The 17530-nt window shown below is 64.4% G+C and carries 14 protein-coding genes; 6 read left to right on the top strand and 8 right to left on the bottom strand.

Annotated elements, in window-relative coordinates; translation table 11 throughout:
- Window positions 1-75: 75 nt before the first annotated feature.
- Together ACYUME_RS06495 and ttcA are read right to left on the bottom strand one after the other, a co-directional pair.
- Window positions 76-747, bottom strand: a complete 672-nt coding sequence (locus ACYUME_RS06495) for a DNA-3-methyladenine glycosylase I (protein ID WP_460418358.1) — start codon at window positions 745-747, stop codon at window positions 76-78.
- A gap of 4 nt (window positions 748-751) precedes the next feature.
- The gene (gene ttcA / locus ACYUME_RS06490; RefSeq protein WP_011532643.1) at window positions 752-1576 is read right to left on the bottom strand and encodes a tRNA 2-thiocytidine(32) synthetase TtcA; all 825 of its coding nucleotides are present in this window, start codon (window positions 1574-1576) and stop codon (window positions 752-754) included.
- Window positions 1577-1841: 265 nt separating this feature from the next.
- Here ttcA and ACYUME_RS06485 point away from each other — a divergent pair, with 265 nt between their 5' ends.
- The gene (locus ACYUME_RS06485; protein ID WP_279883883.1) at window positions 1842-2441 is read left to right on the top strand and encodes a Yip1 family protein; all 600 of its coding nucleotides are present in this window, start codon (window positions 1842-1844) and stop codon (window positions 2439-2441) included.
- 140 nt (window positions 2442-2581) lie between these two features.
- Window positions 2582-3076, top strand: coding sequence for a SprT family zinc-dependent metalloprotease (locus tag ACYUME_RS06480; RefSeq protein ID WP_279883884.1), 495 nt, complete (start codon window positions 2582-2584; stop codon window positions 3074-3076).
- Window positions 3077-3319: 243 nt separating this feature from the next.
- Here the strand turns inward: ACYUME_RS06480 and ACYUME_RS06475 are convergent, their stop codons facing one another.
- The 4 genes from ACYUME_RS06475 to ACYUME_RS06460 form a co-directional block, all read right to left on the bottom strand.
- The gene (locus ACYUME_RS06475; RefSeq protein WP_279883885.1) at window positions 3320-4642 is read right to left on the bottom strand and encodes a dicarboxylate/amino acid:cation symporter; all 1323 of its coding nucleotides are present in this window, start codon (window positions 4640-4642) and stop codon (window positions 3320-3322) included.
- A gap of 417 nt (window positions 4643-5059) precedes the next feature.
- Window positions 5060-6400 carry an ATP-binding protein gene (locus ACYUME_RS06470; RefSeq protein WP_460418357.1) on the bottom strand — a complete coding sequence of 447 codons (1341 nt, stop codon included), beginning with the start codon at window positions 6398-6400 and terminating at the stop codon, window positions 5060-5062.
- Window positions 6397-7074 carry a response regulator gene (locus ACYUME_RS06465; RefSeq protein WP_279883887.1) on the bottom strand — a complete coding sequence of 226 codons (678 nt, stop codon included), beginning with the start codon at window positions 7072-7074 and terminating at the stop codon, window positions 6397-6399. The genes ACYUME_RS06470 and ACYUME_RS06465 overlap by 4 nt, the downstream gene beginning before the upstream one ends.
- 128 nt (window positions 7075-7202) lie before the next feature.
- Complete coding sequence (locus ACYUME_RS06460; RefSeq protein WP_460418356.1) at window positions 7203-7808, bottom strand: outer membrane protein; 606 nt, start codon at window positions 7806-7808, stop codon at window positions 7203-7205.
- A 123-nt stretch (window positions 7809-7931) separates the two neighbouring features.
- Here ACYUME_RS06460 and ACYUME_RS06455 point away from each other — a divergent pair, with 123 nt between their 5' ends.
- On the top strand, window positions 7932-8723 hold the full coding sequence (locus ACYUME_RS06455) for a dienelactone hydrolase family protein (RefSeq protein ID WP_460418355.1): 792 nt from the start codon (window positions 7932-7934) through the stop codon (window positions 8721-8723).
- A gap of 124 nt (window positions 8724-8847) precedes the next feature.
- Entirely contained in the window at window positions 8848-9549 is a 702-nt protein-coding gene (locus ACYUME_RS06450) for a 4'-phosphopantetheinyl transferase family protein (RefSeq protein WP_460418354.1), read from the top strand.
- Here the strand turns inward: ACYUME_RS06450 and ACYUME_RS06445 are convergent.
- Window positions 9546-11150: an ATP-binding protein gene (locus ACYUME_RS06445; RefSeq protein WP_460418353.1), complete on the bottom strand. Its 1605-nt coding sequence runs from the start codon at window positions 11148-11150 to the stop codon at window positions 9546-9548. The two genes, ACYUME_RS06450 and ACYUME_RS06445, sit on opposite strands and share 4 nt — an antisense overlap.
- Window positions 11147-11842, bottom strand: a complete 696-nt coding sequence (locus ACYUME_RS06440; RefSeq protein ID WP_186733819.1) for a response regulator — start codon at window positions 11840-11842, stop codon at window positions 11147-11149. The genes ACYUME_RS06445 and ACYUME_RS06440 overlap by 4 nt, the downstream gene beginning before the upstream one ends.
- An 859-nt stretch (window positions 11843-12701) precedes the next feature.
- On the opposite strand from ACYUME_RS06440, the gene ACYUME_RS06435 reads away from it, so the two are divergent.
- Together ACYUME_RS06435 and ACYUME_RS06430 are read left to right on the top strand one after the other, a co-directional pair.
- On the top strand, window positions 12702-15581 hold the full coding sequence (locus ACYUME_RS06435) for a ribonucleoside-diphosphate reductase subunit alpha (RefSeq protein ID WP_279883895.1): 2880 nt from the start codon (window positions 12702-12704) through the stop codon (window positions 15579-15581).
- Between the two features lie 637 nt (window positions 15582-16218).
- Window positions 16219-17469: a ribonucleotide-diphosphate reductase subunit beta gene (locus ACYUME_RS06430; protein WP_050704266.1), complete on the top strand. Its 1251-nt coding sequence runs from the start codon at window positions 16219-16221 to the stop codon at window positions 17467-17469.
- The last annotated feature ends 61 nt before the right edge of the window (window positions 17470-17530 follow it).

The following is a 17530-nucleotide window of genomic DNA, read 5'->3' as shown; positions in this document are numbered from 1 at the left end:
CTCCTACAGGGGTACGCGTACTCCTGTAGGAGCGGCCTTGTGTCGCGAAAGGGCCGCACGGCGGCCCCGGCAATCTCAATGGTTGACAGTATGCGCCAGCATCACCGACAACTGGCACAGCGGCCGGCCACTCTCTGCATGCCACTGGTTGAACGCCTGCTGCACCAGCGCCAGGTCGCGCTGGCTGGTCGGCGGCTTGTCGATGATCTTCTGCGCGATTAGCGCCGCCGCCATGTCATCGGTAGGAATGAAGGTATCCTTGCCGACCATGCGCAGGAACCGCGGCGCCGACAACCCGCCCAACTGGTTGCCATGCTTGGCCAGGTACTTCCACAGCCCGACGATGTCGGTCTCTGGCCAGTCGGCGATGAACGCGCCGAAACTGCCCTTCTCCTTCGCCACGTCGAGGATCATCTGCGCATTGCGCGGCACGCTCTTGAGCTTGCCCAGGTGGCGGATGATGCGCTCGTCGTGCATCAGCCGCTCCAGGTGCTCGGCGCCCATCAGCACCACCTTCTGCGGGTCGAAACCGAAGAACACCTGCTCGAACGCCGGCCACTTGGCGTCCACCAGGCTGTGCTTGAGCCCGGCGCGGAACACGCGCAGGGCCAGGGTCGACAGGTAGCGGTCGTCAGGGATGTCGCGCAGCTGCGCGGGCGTGCGCGGCTGCGGCAGGAAGGCTTCCAGCGCCTGGGCCGAGCCGAAGCGGTTCAGGCAGTACTCGTGCAACCACTGGTAGTCGCGCATGGGCTCAGATGTTCAGCACGTCGAGGAAACGCGGGGTGGCGCTCTCGTCGATCTTCAGGCTGGTGAAGTCGAACAGGTTGCGATCGGCCAGCTGCGACGGCGCGACGTTCTGCAGGGCGCGGAAGATGCTCTCGGTACGGCCCGGGTGCTTGCGCTCCCACTCCACCAGCATGTCCTTGACCACCTGGCGCTGCAGGTTTTCCTGCGAACCGCACAGGTTGCACGGGATGATCGGGAATTCCTTCATGTCCGAGTAGGCCTGGATGTCCTTCTCGCTGCAGTAGGCCAGCGGGCGGATCACCACGTTGCGGCCATCGTCGGCGCGCAGCTTCGGCGGCATACCCTTGAGCGCGCCGTTGAAGAACATGTTGAGGAAGAAGGTCTCGACGATGTCGTCGCGGTGGTGACCCAGGGCCATCTTGGTCGCGCCGATCTCGTCGGCGAAGGTGTACAGGGTACCGCGACGCAGGCGCGAGCACAGCGAACAGGTGGTCTTGCCCTCGGGCACCAGTTCCTTGACCACCGAGTAGGTGTCCTTCTCGACGATGTGGTACTCGACGCCCAGCTCTTTCAGGTAAGCCGGCAGCACGTGCTCGGGGAAGCCCGGCTGCTTCTGGTCCATGTTCACCGCGACGATGTCGAACTTGATCGGCGCCACCTTCTGCAGGTGCAACAGAACGTCGAGCATGGTGTAGCTGTCCTTGCCGCCGGACAGGCAGACCATGACCTTGTCGCCATCCTCGATCATGTTGTAGTCGGTGATGGCTTCGCCGGCGAGACGACGCAGGCGTTTTTGCAGTTTGTTCTGGTTGACCGAGAGGGTGCCCATAGCGCTTGGATCCGCGAGGTGTGACAAAAGCCGACTATTTTACGCACAAAGCGCACGGTGCAGTAGGACATTCCGATAAAGACTTCAAGGGAATCAGTACCGGGCCTGACAGCGCGATTTGCTCTAAAAAGCAGGCTTTATGCCGGGAACGACTTCCTATACTGCGACATAAGGCCACATTGCCGTAATGATCGGTGTTTCCTGGCCTCGGGCCACAGGCGCTCCATCTGGGGGGCGTTTGGCAACGACGATAGGAGTGACCAGTATGATTCATCACGTTGTTGGGCTGTTCACCCACCCTGACCAGGAGTGGCGGGAGATCCGTGGCGAGGAAGAAAGCATCAGCCACATGTACCTGACCCATACGCTGATCCTGGCGGCGATCCCCGCCGTCTCGGCGTTCATCGGCACCACCCAGGTCGGCTGGGTGATCGGCGACCGGCCAGCGGTGATGCTGACCATGGAAAGCGCACTGTGGATGAGCATCATGTCGTACCTGGCGATGCTCGCCGGGGTCGCGGTGATGGGCGCCTTCATCCACTGGATGGCGCGCACCTACGACGCCAACCCGAGCATGGCGCAGTGCATCGCGTTCGCCACCTACACCGCCACCCCGCTGTTCATCGGCGGTCTCGCGGCGCTGTACCCGCACCTGTGGCTGGGCATGCTGATCGGCACGGCGGCGATCTGCTACACGGTGTACCTGCTGTATGTCGGCTTGCCGACCTTCATGAACATACCGTCGGATGAAGGCTTCCTGTTCTCCAGCTCGGTGCTGGCGGTGGGCCTGGTGGTACTGGTGGCGATCATGGCCTCGACCGTGATCATCTGGGGACTGGGCGTGGGGCCCGTCTATACCAACTGACGCATACCTATCAGATCCAACCAACACTGGGGCATCACCCGAGGCCGCCGCAAGGCGGCTTCGTTTCGTGCGCCTGACCGGCGGCTCGGCAGCCGGCCCTCGCCTGCGGCATAATGCCCGGTCAGGAGAACCACCCCGCCATGCCCGAGCTGCTCAGACAACGCGTCGAAACCTGTTACCAGCAAGCCGAAACCTTCTTCAAACGCACCTTCCCGCGCCCGCAAGTCAGCTTCAAGCTGCGCGGACAGAAAGCCGGTGTCGCCCACCTGCACGAGAACCTGCTGCGCTTCAACCTGCAGCTGTACCGCGAGAACCAGGAAGACTTCCTGCGCCAGACCGTGGCTCACGAGGTCGCTCATCTGGTGGCCCACCAATTGTTCGGTGACCGCATCCAGGCCCATGGCGAGGAGTGGCAGCTGATCATGCGCGGGGTATACGAGCTGCCGCCGAACCGTTGCCACAACTATGAAGTGCAGCGGCGGGTGGCGACGCGCTACATCTATCGCTGCCCGTGCCCGCAGAGCGATTTCCCGTTCACCGCCCAGCGGCACAAACTGGTGCGCCAGGGGCGGCGGTACCTGTGCCGGCGCTGCCGGGAAATATTGGTGTACAGCGGCGAGACCCGCGTCGAGTAGATGCCGGTTGTGAAGCCCATACATGCCCTGTAGGAGCGGCCTTGTGTCGCGAAAGGGCCGCGGAGCGGCCCCGGCGATCCTTGCATCAACGCTGAAATCCTGGGGCCGCTTTGCGGCCCTTTCCGACCGGTCCGACGCCTCGGCAAGGCCGCTCCTACAGGGGCGGTAGGCGTCCCCCGGGCATTGTGCAAGTGACACAAAAAAAGGCGACCCGAGGGTCGCCTTTTTCATTTCATACCGCGATCAACGCGCCGGGCCTTCGGCCACGCCCAGGTCGTCGGTCGGACGGGTGTCGATCAGCGGCGAGCCGCCGGACGCCAGCTCCGCCTGCAGGGTGTCGGTGTCCAGCTCCTTGACCCACTTGGCCACGACCACGGTGGCCACGGCGTTGCCGATCAGGTTGGTCAGGGCGCGGGCCTCGGACATGAAGCGGTCGATACCCAGGATCAGTGCCAGGCCCGCCACCGGCAGATGACCGACGGCCGACAGGGTCGCGGCCAGCACGATGAAGCCCGAACCGGTGACGCCGGCAGCACCTTTGGAAGCCACCAGCAGCACCAGCAGCAGGGTGATCTGGTGGGTAATGTCCATGGTGGTGTCGGTGGCCTGGGCGATGAACACCGCGGCCATGGTCAGGTAGATCGAGGTGCCGTCCAGGTTGAACGAGTAGCCTGTCGGGATCACCAGGCCGACCACGGATTTCTTCGCGCCCAGGCGCTCCATCTTGGCCAGCATGCGTGGCAGGGCCGACTCCGAGGACGAGGTGCCCAGCACGATCAGCAGCTCTTCACGGATGTAGCGGATCAGCTTGAGCACGCTGAAGCCGTGGGCACGGCAGATACCGCCCAGCACCACCAGGATGAACAGGATGCAGGTGATGTAGAAGCAGGCCATCAGGTAGCCCAGTTGCACCAGCGAACCCACGCCGTACTGGCCGATGGTGAAGGCCATGGCACCGAAGGCGCCGATCGGGGCCAGCTTCATGATCATGTTGATGATGTTGAACATGACATGGGCGAAGCGGTCGATCAGGTCCAGCACCGGCTTGCCGTAGCTGCCCAGGCGGTGCAGGGCGAAGCCGAACAGCACCGAGAACATCAGCACTTGCAGGATATCGCCGTTGGCGAAGGCGCCGACCACAGTGTTGGGGATGACGTTGAGCAGGAAGCCGACGGTGGTCTGCTGCGCGCCGGCGGCGGCGTAGGCGGCCACGCTGCTGGCGTTCAGGGTGCTGACGTCGACGTGCATGCCGGCGCCGGGCTGGACCACGTTGACCACGACCAGGCCGATGATCAGGGCGATGGTGGAGACGATCTCGAAGTACAGCAGCGCGTAACCGCCGGTCTTGCCGACCGACTTCATGCTCTGCATGCCGGCGATGCCGCTGACCACGGTGCAGAAGATGATCGGGGCGATGACCATCTTGATCAGCTTGACGAAGCCGTCACCCAGGGGTTTGAGGGCTACGCCGGTTTCCGGGTAGTAGTGGCCGAGCAGGATACCGATGGTGATGGCGACGATCACCTGGACATACAGCGATTTGTACAGCGGCTGACGAGTCGTCATGGCTAGTTTTTCCTCAAGTGGGCCGGCGCATCCTTCCCAGGATGTCGGGGCACCTGAATCGCGAACCCTCCTGTACCCGGAGGGATTTGTCGTTGTGTGCGAGTGCCTGGGCAGGCCTCTGCCAGCTGAATAGCAAGGGCGATGCCAAAGTGCCCGCTTGAGGTGCGCAGCCAATGATTACAGGGTGTGAATGCCCCGGGACGGGGCGAAAATGCCGGCAGAAAATGGCGGATTTCCGCCCGATGGCGGAAATCGTACAGGGCAGGTTGGCGGGAATCCGCCTCAGAGGTGTTCAGTGGGAGGGTCGGTGGGAGCGGGCTTGCCCTGCGATGAGGACCGCGCCGGATGGCAGCGGCTTCGCCGGTATCGCGGGGCTAGCCCGCTCCCACGCACCGCCCCCGCACTGGAAAGGCAGAATCAATCGAGTCGGAAAGCGATACGGAACGCAGCCCCGCCCAACGGCGAATCGCCCAGGCTCAGCTCGGCGTCATAGCTGTCGATGATGTCCTTGACCACCGCCAGCCCGATCCCCTGCCCTGGGTGCTGGCGGTCCAGCCGCTCGCCGCGCTCGAGAATCCGTTCGCGTTGATCCGGCGGCACGCCCGGCCCATCGTCCTCGACGCACAGCTCCAGCAGCCCCGGCGACTGATGCAGGCTCACCCGCACTTGCCCCAGGCATAGCCGGTAGGCGTTTTCCAGCAGGTTGCCCAAGAGCTCCAGCAACGCGCCCTGCTCCATCGGCACCCGCGCCAGGGCCGGGATGTCGAGGTCGACCTCCACGCGCTTGTCGCGATAGACCTTGGCCAGGGTGCTGCACAGGCTGTCGAGCAACGGCCTGAGCTCGACCTGGTGGCGCACCAGGCCGCTCTTGCGCAGGCTGGCGCGTTGCAGCTGATAGTCGATCTGCTGGCTCATGCGCTCGATCTGGCTCTGCAGCACCCGCGCCTGCTCTCGATCACCCTGCTCCATGCTTTCGCCCACCCCCTGCAGCACCGCAAGCGGGGTCTTGAGGCTATGCGCAAGATCATCCAGCGAGTCACGATAGCGCTGGCGCTGCTCGCGCTCGCTGCGCAGCAGGCGGTTGAGCGAGCCGGTCAGGCGCAGCAGTTCACGCGGGTGCTCGCGACTGAGCCCGTCCCGCGCCCCGCTTTCCACTTCGTCGAGTTCGGAACTGAGCCGGCGCAGCGAGCGCAACCCCCAGGTCAGGCCGGCCCAGAGCAGGACCATCAGCGCCAGCAATGCCGCGCCGAAGCCGAAGTAGAGCTTCTCGCGCAGGCCGTTAAGGGTGTCCTGGTACTCGCGCACCGGCTGCAGGGCGACGATGCTGAACGCCGCGCTCTTGCCGCCGAGCAGCTTGACCTCGACGTCGTAGACGAAGAATTCCTCGCCGTCGTCCTGGTGGATGCGCGCAAACTCATTGCCGCGCCCGTCATAGCGCGGGTGATAGTTGATGTTGCGATTGCGCGTGGCCCGCGACTGCCAGACCAGCTTGCCCTGGCGGTCGAAGATGTAGCCGAGCAGGCCGGTATAGGGCAGGTTGTAGCGCTCGTCCGGCAGCAGTGCAGGCATCTGCAACTGGCCACGCTCGACCCGCGCCGCGGAAATAAGAGTGGTCACGTCCGAGGCCAGGCGCTGCTCGATCGACTCCTGCAGCGCCAGGCTGAAGGCCTTCTGCAACGCCGGCAGCAACGCCAGCATGAACAGCAGCGCCAGCAACGCCGCGGCCAGCATCAGCCGCACCCGCAGCGAACGGATCATCGGCAGCGCTCGGTGAACAGGTAGCCCAGCCCGCGCACGGTGTCGATAGGCTTGAAGCCGTTGTCCCCCTCAAGCTTGCGGCGCAAACGGCCGATCAGCACCTCGATGACGTTCGGGTCGCGCTCCTCGTCATCCGGGTACAGCTGCTCCATCAGCCGGTCCTTGGCCACCACCTGCTGGTGATGACGCATGAGGTACTCGAGGATGCGGTATTCGTAGGCGGTCAGCGCCAGCGGTTGCTCGTCCAGGGTCGCCTGCTTGCGGTTGAGGTCAAGCACCAGCGGGCCGGCGGCGATGGTCGACTGGGTGAAGCCGCTGGAGCGGCGCAGCAAGGCGTTCAGGCGGGCTTCCAGTTCCTCGAACTGGAACGGCTTGACCACGTAGTCGTCGGCGCCGGCGGCCAGGCCCTCGACCTTGTCCTGCCAGTTGCCGCGGGCGGTGAGGATGAGGATCGGGAAAGTCTGGCCGAGGCTGCGCAACTGGCGGATCAAATCCAGCCCGCTCATGCCCGGCAGACCCAGGTCGATCACCGCCAGGTCGTGGTTGTACTGCTCGGCCTGGTACAAGGCTTCTTCCGCGTTGGCCACCGCCTGCACCACATGACCGCCCTCGCCGAGGCGGGTGAACAGGTGATGACGCAGCAGCGCCTCGTCCTCGACCACCAGCAATTTCATGCGGATCTCCTTTCAATGGGAATGCCCTGTGCCGGCCTCTTCGCGGGTAAACCCGCTCCCACAGGGCTGTGCACCACCTGTGGGAGCGGGTTTACCCGCGAAGAGGCTTGCACAGGATAACAGCGACCTCAGAACTTGTAGGTAGCCGCCAGGTAGGTCTGCGCGCTGCTGGTCAGGCGCAGGGTACCGTCCTTCGGCCCGCCGTGGGCGCCGATCTCGGTGGCGGCGTTGCTGCGCAGGTAACGGTAGCCCAGCTCGACCGAGGCGTTGTCGGTCACTTCCTGGATCACGCCGGCCTGCAGACCGACAGCGTAACCGTAGTCAGTGTCGCGGCTGGCGCCTGGCGAGTCCTGGGTCAGCTTGGTCATGCCCAGGCTGCCGCCACCGAACAGTTTGGTGGTATCGCCCACCGGCAGGAACAGGTCGTAGCTGCCGAGGAGGTTCTCCTGGCGCAGCTTGACGCCGCCATGGTCGCCCGAGACGTTGTCGTAGGTCAGGTAGTAGCGGCCCTGATCGTTGATCTTGCCCAGGCGCGCGCCCCAGGTGCTGTCCTTGCCGATGATGCCGTCGGCGTTCAGGCCGTCGGTGTTGCGCTGCAGCAGGCCGGACTTGCGGACTTTGTCGCTGGTCTGGCCGTAGGTCAGGCTGGCGAAGTTGTCATCGGCCTGGGCAACGCTGGTGAGGCCGGCGGCGCAAACCGCCATGGCGGCGATCAGGGTGTTGAGCGTTTTCATGGTTCAGGTACTCCGGGTTGGATGCGTTGTTGCTGTCTGGGGGCTAGAGTAGGGAGGGCGCCCTGAACCCCCGCTGAACCCGGCCTGAACCTTGGCTGAACGAACCGAAGAAGGAGCTCGACCATGCGTACCCTGCTTGCCCTGGCCTTGTTGTGCAGCGCCAGCCTTGCCCAGGCGGCGGTGCAGACCCGCGAGATTCCCTATCAGGATGCCGACGGCAACCGCCTGGTCGGCTACTACGCCTACGACGACGCCATCGAGGGCAAGCGTCCGGGCGTGGTGGTGGTGCATGAATGGTGGGGCCTGAACGACTACGCCAAGCGCCGCGCTCGCGACCTCGCGGCACTGGGCTACAACGCCCTGGCCATCGACATGTACGGCGACGGCAAGAACACCGAGCACCCCGCCGACGCCCAGGCGTTCATGGCGGCGGCGATGAAGGACCCGGCGGCGGCCGCCCGGCGCTTCGATGCCGGGCTTGAGCTGTTGAAGATCCAGCCCAATACCAACAAGCACCAGCTAGCGGCCATCGGCTACTGCTTTGGCGGCAAGGTGGTGCTGGATGCGGCGCGCCGGGGCGTGAAGCTCGATGGCGTGGTGAGCTTCCATGGCGCGCTGGCGACCCAGACACCGGCCAAGCCTGGGGTGATCCGGGCGAAGATCCTGGTGGAGCACGGCGAGGCCGACAGCATGGTCACCCCGGAGCAGGTGGCGGCGTTCAAGGCGGAGATGGATGTGGCCAAGGCGGACTACAAGTTCGTCGGGATTCCGGGGGCCAAGCATGGGTTTACCAACCCGGATGCGGATCGGTTGGGGCATGGGGGGCATGGCGGGCCGGATATCGGGTATGACAAGGCGGCTGATGAGAGTTCCTGGAAGGATATGCAGGCGTTCTTGAAGAGCGCGTTTGACTGAAGGGCCCATCGCGGGGCAAGCCCGCTCCCACGCCGGAAAACTACGCCATTCGTGGGAGCGGGCTTGCCCCGCGATGACGCTCCGGTGATTTGCGCCGGCTATCGCGACTGGCACAATACCCACCATGAACAGACTCCCCACCTGCTGCGCCCCGCTCCAGCACCACTGGCCCCTGCCCCGCCCGGTCCCCGGCGCGGTGCTGGTCAGCTGCGCCTTCGATCCAGCCCGCCTGGCCGCCGACGACTTCCAGCGCGCCGGCATCGAGCAGACCGCCAGCCTGCAACGCTCGGTGGCCAAGCGCCAAGCCGAGTACCTGGCCGGTCGGGTCTGCGCCCGCGAGGCACTGCAACGCCTGGATGGCCGCGACTATGTTCCGGCCACTCATGAAGACCGCTCGCCGATCTGGCCCGCCGGCATCCACGGCTCAATCACCCATGGCCAAGGCTGGGCTGCCGCCGTTGTCGCAGGCGACGACCGATGCCGCGGCCTGGGCCTGGACCAGGAAACCCTGCTCAGCGAAGAGCGCGCCGAACGCCTGGCCGGGGAAATCCTCACCCCCGCCGAACTGGAGCGCCTGGACCGCAGCCAGCAGGCGCTGGCCGTGACCCTGACCTTCTCGCTCAAGGAAAGCCTGTTCAAGACCCTCTATCCGCTCACCAAACAGCGCTTCTATTTCGAACACGCCGAACTGCTGGCCTGGTCCGCCGACGGCCATGCCCGCCTGCGCCTGCTCACCGACCTATCGGCCGAGTGGCACCACGGCGTCGAACTCGATGGCCAGTTCTGCCTGCAGGACGGCCATCTGCTCAGCTTGATCAGCGTCTAGTCACGAGGCTGCTCGCGCGGCCAGCTCAAACTGAAACACGCCCCGCCCAGCTGCTCGCTGCGCCCGACCAGGGCGCGGCCGCCGTGCCAGTAGATGATCCGCCGCACGATCGACAGCCCCAGCCCATGCCCGCCCGAGGCCCGGGTGCGGCTGTCGTCAAGGCGGGTGAACGGGGTGAAGATGCGATGCCACACCCCTTCGGGAATCCCGGGGCCGTCATCCTCTACATCGATACGGCAACGTTGCTGGCCAATCTGGTAGCTCAGGCGCACTTCGGCTTCGGCATGACGCATGGCATTGCGTACCAGGTTCTGCAGCGCCCGGTGCAGGTAACGCGGCTCGGCCTCGACCTGGGCACCGCCGCCTTCGAGCCCGTGGCACACCCCGCGCACCACCCGTACCTCGGCTCGCAGCGGCGCCAGCTCCTCGATCACCCGCGCCAGCAGCTCGTCCAGATCCACCACCTGGAAATGCAGGGCCGGCGCGCCCTGCTCCAGGCGGGCGTAGGTCAGCATCTCGTCGACCAGCTTGTCCAGGTCCTGGATATCGCCGTCCATGCCGGCCAGGTGCTTGGCCCGGCCCTCGTCGGTGCTGGCGCTCTCGATCATCTCCAGGCCGAAGCGCAGCCGCGCCACCGGCGTGCGCAACTCGTGGGACACCGCCCGCACCAGCTCGCGCTGCATGGTCAACGAGCGTTGCAGGTGCTCGGCCATGCCGTTGAAGGCTTCGGCCAGGCGACCCACCGAGTCGGCGTCGCCGGCCGGCACGCGCGTATCGAGGCTGCCCTCGGCGATGCGCGTGGCCGCCACCTCCAGACCCGACACGCGCCGCTCCAGCTGGCGCACCAGCAGGTAGACCACCAGCCCGATCAGGCACAGCCCGAGGAAGGCGATCAGGATCAGCAACTGCGGCGGATAAGGGTTGAGCTGGTACAGCGGGCCGATCTCCAGCACCCAGGGTGAGCCGGACAGCCCCGAGAACACGCGGATCGAGTCGCCGTCCCTGCCCAGGGCCATCACCGTGTCGCCCTCCTCCACCCGGCGGCGCTGATCGTCGTCCAGGGCGGCGCGCTCGATGCGCTGCAGGGCGATGTCGAAACCGAAGCCCTTGCTCTGGCGCAGCTGCGCCAGGCGCGCCTGCTGCTCGGTCACCGGGTAGCGCACCAGCTCGTCGGCCAATAGATAAAGCGTGGCGCGGGCCAACTGCTCGCTGATCTGCTTGACCTCGGCCACCAGCAGCAGGTCTTCGTGGCCGACCCGGCGCAACACCCGGGCGGCATGCGGGCCGGTCTTCTCCACCACCACCAGGTCGCGGTACAGCCGCGCCCGCTGCCCGCCGTCGAGGGTGAACGCCGACAGCGGCTGCAGGTCCAGCGGCACGCCGAGCAGGCGCTCCCAGATCACCAGCGAACGGGTGCGCTCCACCGCATTCTGTTGCGCCAGGTTGTCGGCCATCAGGCTGAAGGTACCCTGGGCCAGGCGCTCGCGGTGCTGGCCGGCGCGGATCTCGTTGACCAGGTGCAGGCTGAGCACGCCGAGCACGGCCACCAGCACCAGCACCGCGAGCATGCCGCCATAGATACGCAGGAAGATCGAGTTCATGGCGCCTCGCCGACGAACAAATAGCCTTTGCTGCGCAGGGTCTTGATCAGCCGCGGGGTGATCGGGTCATCGCCGATCTTGGGGCGGATCTTGGAAATGCGCACATCGATGGAGCGGTCCTGGCCGTCGTAACCGACGCCACGCAGCGAAGTGAAGATCTCCTCTCGGGACAATACCCGCCCGGCGTTGCTGGCCAGCAGCCAGAGCAGATCGAACTCGGCGCCGGTCAGCTCGATCAGCTGGCCGCTCAGGCGCGCCTCGCGTTGTCGGCTGTCTATATGCAGCGGGCCGAAGCTCAGCTCCTGGCGCCGCTCCGGGGCCTCGCTGCGGCGCAGCAGGGCGTTGATGCGCGCCAGCAGCACGCGCGGGCGCACCGGCTTGCATACATAGTCGTCAGCGCCCAGGTCCAGGCCCTGGATCTGGTCCAGCTCGTCGCTGCGGGCGGTGAGCATCAGGATGGGGCCGGCGTACTGGCCACGCACCCGGCGGCAGATGCTCAGGCCATCCTCGCCGGGCAGCATCAGGTCGAGGATCACCAGGTCCGGCTGACTGTCGATGATCCGCCGAGCGGCACGGCCGCCGTCGCCCTCCACCGCCACTTCGAAGCCGTTGGCCTGCAGGTACTCGGCAGTGAGCTCGGCGAGGCGCTGGTCGTCCTCGACGATGAGGATGCGGTTGATTGGCTGGTCCATGGCCTTACCCTTCTTCTGGTTTTTGTCGGGCCTTGCTGTTGGTTGTAGCGGCCTCATCGCGGGGCAAGCCCGCTCCCACGCTGAATACAGAGCCATGCGTGAAGCACAGAGTCATGCGTGGGAGCGGGCTTGCCCCGCGATGAGGCCAGTACAACCCTTTGATTCCAGCGAAAATCCACCTTCACCAAAGCGCAACATCAGCTCCGGATACTACGTCCCGCCCCCACCCCTGCCAACCACCCAGAACGCCCCACGACTGAACCGTTTTTTGTGATAGGGTGCGCGCCCGAAAAAATCTGCGCGACGGCGTAGCACAGGCAAAAAATAGTGCAAACCTCTTGGGACAAGGCCTACAGCGAATACCCACGGATCACTCACAAAGTACCCACAAGTTATCCACAGACGCTCACCTTGCAAAGCCCCCGATACCGCATTATCTTGTATCCCTATCGCAGCGAACCACTAGATGTTGGGTTTCGCGCAAAATCACAAACACAAGTCGCCAGGCAAATTCAAGCGAATTTACCGACTGAACTTAACGTGATTTCAACAGCCAAACCGCTCCTGCGGAGGGCGACCGAGGCAAGCCGCAGACGGCCTTGTTCGGGTATGAGTGTTGCAGGCAGCGCCTCGCCACTCATCAGCAACAGATTTTGGGTACGCCCAGAACCTTTGACTTCGGCCAGGGAGCGGCAGCTTATTGCCCCTTATTCCTGAGTCTGTCCCGAAGTCGGTAAGCCCGAGCGGGCACATGCGCGTGCATGACGCCTCCCCGCCTGGGCCATCGAGCAAGTGGACGGAACGGTGGGCGCCCCAACAAGGCGCCTGAACAAACTAGAAACTGTGGAGACACCCACCCATGCAAACCGACACGACTCGCGAGAACCCGCAGGCCAAGGCGCCGCAGGCCGCCGATTCCAACCAGGATCTGGCTGCCACCGCCCCTGGCCAACTGCGCGTGATCAAGCGCAACGGCACTGTCGTCCCCTACACCGACGACAAGATCACCGTGGCCATCACCAAGGCGTTCCTCGCAGTTGAAGGCGGCACCGCTGCCGCCTCGTCGCGCATCCACGACACCGTCGCGCGCCTGACCGAGCAGGTCACCGCCACGTTCAAGCGTCGCATGCCATCGGGTGGCACCATCCACATCGAAGAAATCCAGGACCAGGTCGAACTGGCCCTGATGCGTGCCGGCGAGCAGAAAGTCGCCCGCGACTACGTGATCTACCGCGACCAGCGTGCAAAAGAGCGCGCCACCCGCAGCAACGCCGACGCCGTGGTCGAGCCGCACCCAAGCATCCGCATCACCCTCGCCGACGGCAGCCTGGCCCCTCTGGACATGGCCCGCCTGAACACCATCATCAGCGAAGCCTGCGAAGGCCTGGCCGAAGTCGATGGCGACCTGATCCAGCGCGAAACCCTGAAGAACCTGTACGACGGCGTGGCCATCAAGGACGTCAATACCGCCCTGGTGATGACCGCCCGTACCCTGGTGGAGCGTGAGCCGAACTACTCGTTCGTCACCGCCCGCCTGCTGATGGACACCCTGCGCGCCGAAGGCCTGGGCTTCCTGGGCGTGGCCGACAGCGCCACCCACCACGAGATGGCCGACCTGTACGCCAAGGCCCTGCCGGCCTACGTCGAGAAAGGCGTCGAGTTCGAACTGCTCGACCCGGCGCTGAAAGGCTACGACCTGGAGCGCATGGGCAAGGCGATCAACCACGAGCGCGACCAGCAGTTCACCTACCTGGGCCTGCAGACCCTGTACGACCGCTACTTCATCCACAAGGATGGCGTGCGCTTCGAGCTGCCGCAGGTGTTCTTCATGCGCGTGGCCATGGGCCTGGCGCTGGAAGAGAAAGACAAAGAAGCCCGTGCGATCGAGTTCTACAACCTGTTGTCGTCCTTCGACTACATGGCCTCGACCCCGACCCTGTTCAACGCCGGTACCCTGCGCCCGCAGCTGTCCAGCTGCTACCTGACCACCGTGCCGGACGACCTGTCGGGCATCTACCACGCAATCCACGACAACGCCATGCTGTCGAAATTCGCCGGTGGCCTGGGCAACGACTGGACCCCGGTGCGCGCCCTGGGCTCGTACATCAAGGGCACCAACGGCAAGTCGCAAGGCGTCGTGCCGTTCCTGAAAGTGGTCAACGACACCGCCGTCGCCGTCAACCAGGGTGGCAAGCGCAAGGGCGCCGTGTGTGCCTACCTGGAAACCTGGCACCTCGACATCGAAGAATTCATCGAGCTGCGCAAGAACACCGGTGATGACCGTCGTCGTACCCACGACATGAACACCGCCAACTGGATCCCTGACCTGTTCATGAAGCGCGTCTTCGATGACGGCAAGTGGACCCTGTTCTCGCCATCGGAAGTGCCTGATCTGCACGACCTGACCGGCAAGGCCTTCGAAGAGCGCTACGAGTACTACGAAGCCCTGACCGAGTACAACAAGATCAAGGTGTTCAAGACCATCCAGGCCAAAGACCTGTGGCGCAAGATGCTGTCGATGCTGTTCGAGACCGGCCACCCGTGGCTGACCTTCAAGGACCCGTGCAACCTGCGTTCGCCGCAGCAGCACGTGGGCGTGGTCCACAGCTCGAACCTGTGCACCGAGATCACCCTGAACACCAACAAGGACGAGATCGCGGTCTGCAACTTGGGCTCGATCAACCTGCCGAACCACATTGTCGACGGCAAGCTGGACACCGCCAAGCTGCAACGCACCGTGAACACCGCCGTGCGCATGCTCGACAACGTGATCGACATCAACTACTACTCGGTGCCGCAAGCGCGTAACTCGAACTTCAAGCACCGCCCGGTCGGCCTGGGGATCATGGGCTTCCAGGACGCGCTGTACCTGCAGCACATCCCGTACGGCTCCGATGCTGCCGTCGAGTTCGCCGACAAGTCGATGGAGGCAGTCAGCTACTACGCGATCCAGGCTTCCTGCGACCTGGCCGACGAGCGCGGCGCCTACGAGACCTTCCAGGGTTCGCTGTGGTCCAAGGGCATCCTGCCGCTGGACAGCCAGCAGATCCTGATCGAGGCCCGTGGCCAGAAGTACATCGACGTCGACCTGACCGAGAGCCTGGACTGGGCACCGGTGCGCGAGCGCGTGCAAAAAGGTATTCGTAACTCGAACATCATGGCCATCGCGCCGACCGCGACCATCGCCAACATCACCGGCGTGTCGCAGTCCATCGAGCCGACCTACCAGAACCTGTACGTGAAATCGAACCTGTCGGGCGAGTTCACCGTGATCAACCCGTACCTGGTTCGCGACCTGAAGGCCCGCGGCCTGTGGGACTCGGTGATGATCAACGACCTGAAGTACTACGACGGTTCCGTGCAGCAGATCGAGCGTATCCCGCAAGAGCTGAAGGACCTGTACGCCACCGCGTTCGAAGTCGAGACCAAGTGGATCGTCGATGCCGCCTCGCGTCGCCAGAAGTGGATCGACCAGGCCCAGTCGCTGAACCTGTACATCGCCGGCGCTTCGGGCAAGAAGCTGGACGTGACCTATCGCATGGCCTGGTACCGTGGTCTGAAGACCACCTACTACCTCCGTGCCCTGGCCGCGACCAGCACCGAGAAGTCGACCATCAACACCGGCAAGCTCAACGCCGTGTCGAGCGGCGGCGACAGCGCCCCGGTCCAGGCCGCGGGCCCAGCCCCGGTACCGAAGGCCTGCGCCATCGACGAGCCGGATTGCGAAGCCTGCCAATAAGGCCTTCGCAGCGCTGAGCTGAACATGCCGCCTCAATCGCCCTCACGGGTGGCTGAGGCGGCATTTTTTTGCGCCCCGACATCCCCCTGCGGGAGCGGTGCGTGGGAACGGCACGTGGGAGCGGGCTTGCCCCGCGATAGGGCCCCTACAGGCAATACACCCCCTAGGCCATGACCAAGATCAAAACACCATATGTAGCGCCTGATAAAAAAAATCACACTACATATAGGATCTAATCCCATTTAGGGCTAGACTCTTACCCCGTGACGAACCACCGGTATCCAGTGAACGGAAGCACGTAATGCAGGTTGAAAATTTACCGCCCTGCGCCCTCTGCGCCGCCCCGATCCAAAGTGATTTCCGGTATACTTCGCGGCCCCAAAAAGGGATGAGCCAATGATCGACTGCGTGAAGCAAGCCCCCGGGGCCACACCGCAGGTTTTATCGTTGCCGTACAGCTTCCAGGTGCCCTGCCCCCTCGCCCGAGTGCAGGCCAGGCGCCGACCCGAACACCTTCAAACGTGACGAGAGCCCGCTCTCACTGCTTGCCGCAGCGCCCGTTGGCGTCGCGCCGTACAGGCATCACTTCAAAATCCAACCGGTTGCCCCGCGCAACCCTCTAGCAGGAGCCAGGACCATGCTGAGCTGGGACGAATTCGACAAAGAAGACGGTGAAGTCGCCGCCAAAGGCAACACCCCCGCGCAGGCCGCAGCCGCCACCACCCTCGACAAGCTCGACAGCGCCGGCGGTGCCGCCGCCCTGGAAGCTCGCGCCGCCACCGCCGCCGACTCCGACGCCGTCAAGCGCGCCAAGGCTGCGCTGGACGCCCTGGACATCGCCGAAGGCCTGGCCGAGCTGGAAGGCTCCTCGGCCCGTGTCGCCGTTGACGAAAAGCGCATGATCAACTGCCGCGCCGACCTCAACCAGCTGGTACCGTTCAAGTACGACTGGGCCTGGCAGAAGTACCTGGATGGCTGCGCCAACCACTGGATGCCGCAAGAGGTCAACATGACCGCCGACATCGCCCTGTGGAAGAGCATGGACGGCCTGACCGAAGACGAGCGCCGCATCGTCATGCGCAACCTCGGCTTCTTCTCCACCGCCGACTCGCTGGTTGCCAACAACCTGGCCCTGGCCGTGTACCGCCTGATCACCAACCCGGAGTGCCGCCAGTACATCCTGCGCCAGGCCTTCGAAGAGGCGATCCACACCCACGCCTACCAGTACTGCATCGAGTCGCTGGGCATGGATGAAGGCGAGATCTTCAACATGTACCACGAGATCCCGTCGGTCGCGAAAAAAGCCGCCTGGGGCCTGAAGTACACCCGCGCCATCTCGGACCCGGAGTTCAACACCGGCACCGTCGAAACCGACAAAGAGCTGCTGCGCAACCTGATCGCCTACTACTGCGTACTGGAAGGCATCTTCTTCTACTGCGGCTTCACCCAGATCCTGTCCATGGGCCGCCGCAACAAGATGACCGGCGTCGCCGAGCAGTTCCAGTACATCCTGCGCGACGAGTCCATGCACCTGAACTTCGGCATCGACGTGATCAACCAGATCAAGATCGAGAACCCGCACCTGTGGGATGCCGCGATGAAGGAAGAGGCTACCCAGATGATCCTGCAGGGTACCCAGCTGGAGATCGAATACGCCCGTGACACCATGCCACGCGGCGTGCTGGGCATGAACGCGGCGATGATGGAGGACTACCTCAAGTTCATTGCCAACCGTCGACTGACCCAGATTGGTCTGAAGGAAGAGTATCCGGGGACTACCAACCCGTTCCCTTGGATGAGTGAGATCATGGACTTGAAGAAGGAGAAGAACTTCTTTGAGACACGGGTTATCGAGTACCAGACTGGTGGTGCTCTGAGCTGGGATTGATCGTCCCGCCATCCAGAAAGGCTGCCTTCGGGCAGCCTTTTTTTATGCTCGTGTCCCAAGC

The organism is Pseudomonas sp. microsymbiont 2, assembly GCF_054788395.1.
This window is presented reverse-complemented; position numbering and strand designations above follow the sequence as displayed.

Excerpts from the sequence above, each read along its gene's own strand:
- ttcA (WP_011532643.1), bottom strand. The coding sequence starts at position 1,576 with ATGGGCACCCTCTCGGTCAACCAGAACAAACTGCAAAAACGCCTGCGT.
- ACYUME_RS06495 (WP_460418358.1), bottom strand. The coding sequence starts at position 747 with ATGCGCGACTACCAGTGGTTGCACGAGTACTGCCTGAACCGCTTCGGC.
- ACYUME_RS06445 (WP_460418353.1), bottom strand. The coding sequence starts at position 11,150 with ATGAACTCGATCTTCCTGCGTATCTATGGCGGCATGCTCGCGGTGCTG.
- ACYUME_RS06435 (WP_279883895.1), top strand. The coding sequence starts at position 12,702 with ATGCAAACCGACACGACTCGCGAGAACCCGCAGGCCAAGGCGCCGCAG.
- ACYUME_RS06450 (WP_460418354.1), top strand. The coding sequence starts at position 8,848 with ATGAACAGACTCCCCACCTGCTGCGCCCCGCTCCAGCACCACTGGCCC.
- ACYUME_RS06440 (WP_186733819.1), bottom strand. The coding sequence starts at position 11,842 with ATGGACCAGCCAATCAACCGCATCCTCATCGTCGAGGACGACCAGCGC.
- ACYUME_RS06460 (WP_460418356.1), bottom strand. The coding sequence starts at position 7,808 with ATGAAAACGCTCAACACCCTGATCGCCGCCATGGCGGTTTGCGCCGCC.
- ACYUME_RS06465 (WP_279883887.1), bottom strand. The coding sequence starts at position 7,074 with ATGAAATTGCTGGTGGTCGAGGACGAGGCGCTGCTGCGTCATCACCTG.
- ACYUME_RS06470 (WP_460418357.1), bottom strand. The coding sequence starts at position 6,400 with ATGATCCGTTCGCTGCGGGTGCGGCTGATGCTGGCCGCGGCGTTGCTG.
- ACYUME_RS06455 (WP_460418355.1), top strand. The coding sequence starts at position 7,932 with ATGCGTACCCTGCTTGCCCTGGCCTTGTTGTGCAGCGCCAGCCTTGCC.
- ACYUME_RS06430 (WP_050704266.1), top strand. The coding sequence starts at position 16,219 with ATGCTGAGCTGGGACGAATTCGACAAAGAAGACGGTGAAGTCGCCGCC.
- ACYUME_RS06475 (WP_279883885.1), bottom strand. The coding sequence starts at position 4,642 with ATGACGACTCGTCAGCCGCTGTACAAATCGCTGTATGTCCAGGTGATC.
- ACYUME_RS06480 (WP_279883884.1), top strand. The coding sequence starts at position 2,582 with ATGCCCGAGCTGCTCAGACAACGCGTCGAAACCTGTTACCAGCAAGCC.
- ACYUME_RS06485 (WP_279883883.1), top strand. The coding sequence starts at position 1,842 with ATGATTCATCACGTTGTTGGGCTGTTCACCCACCCTGACCAGGAGTGG.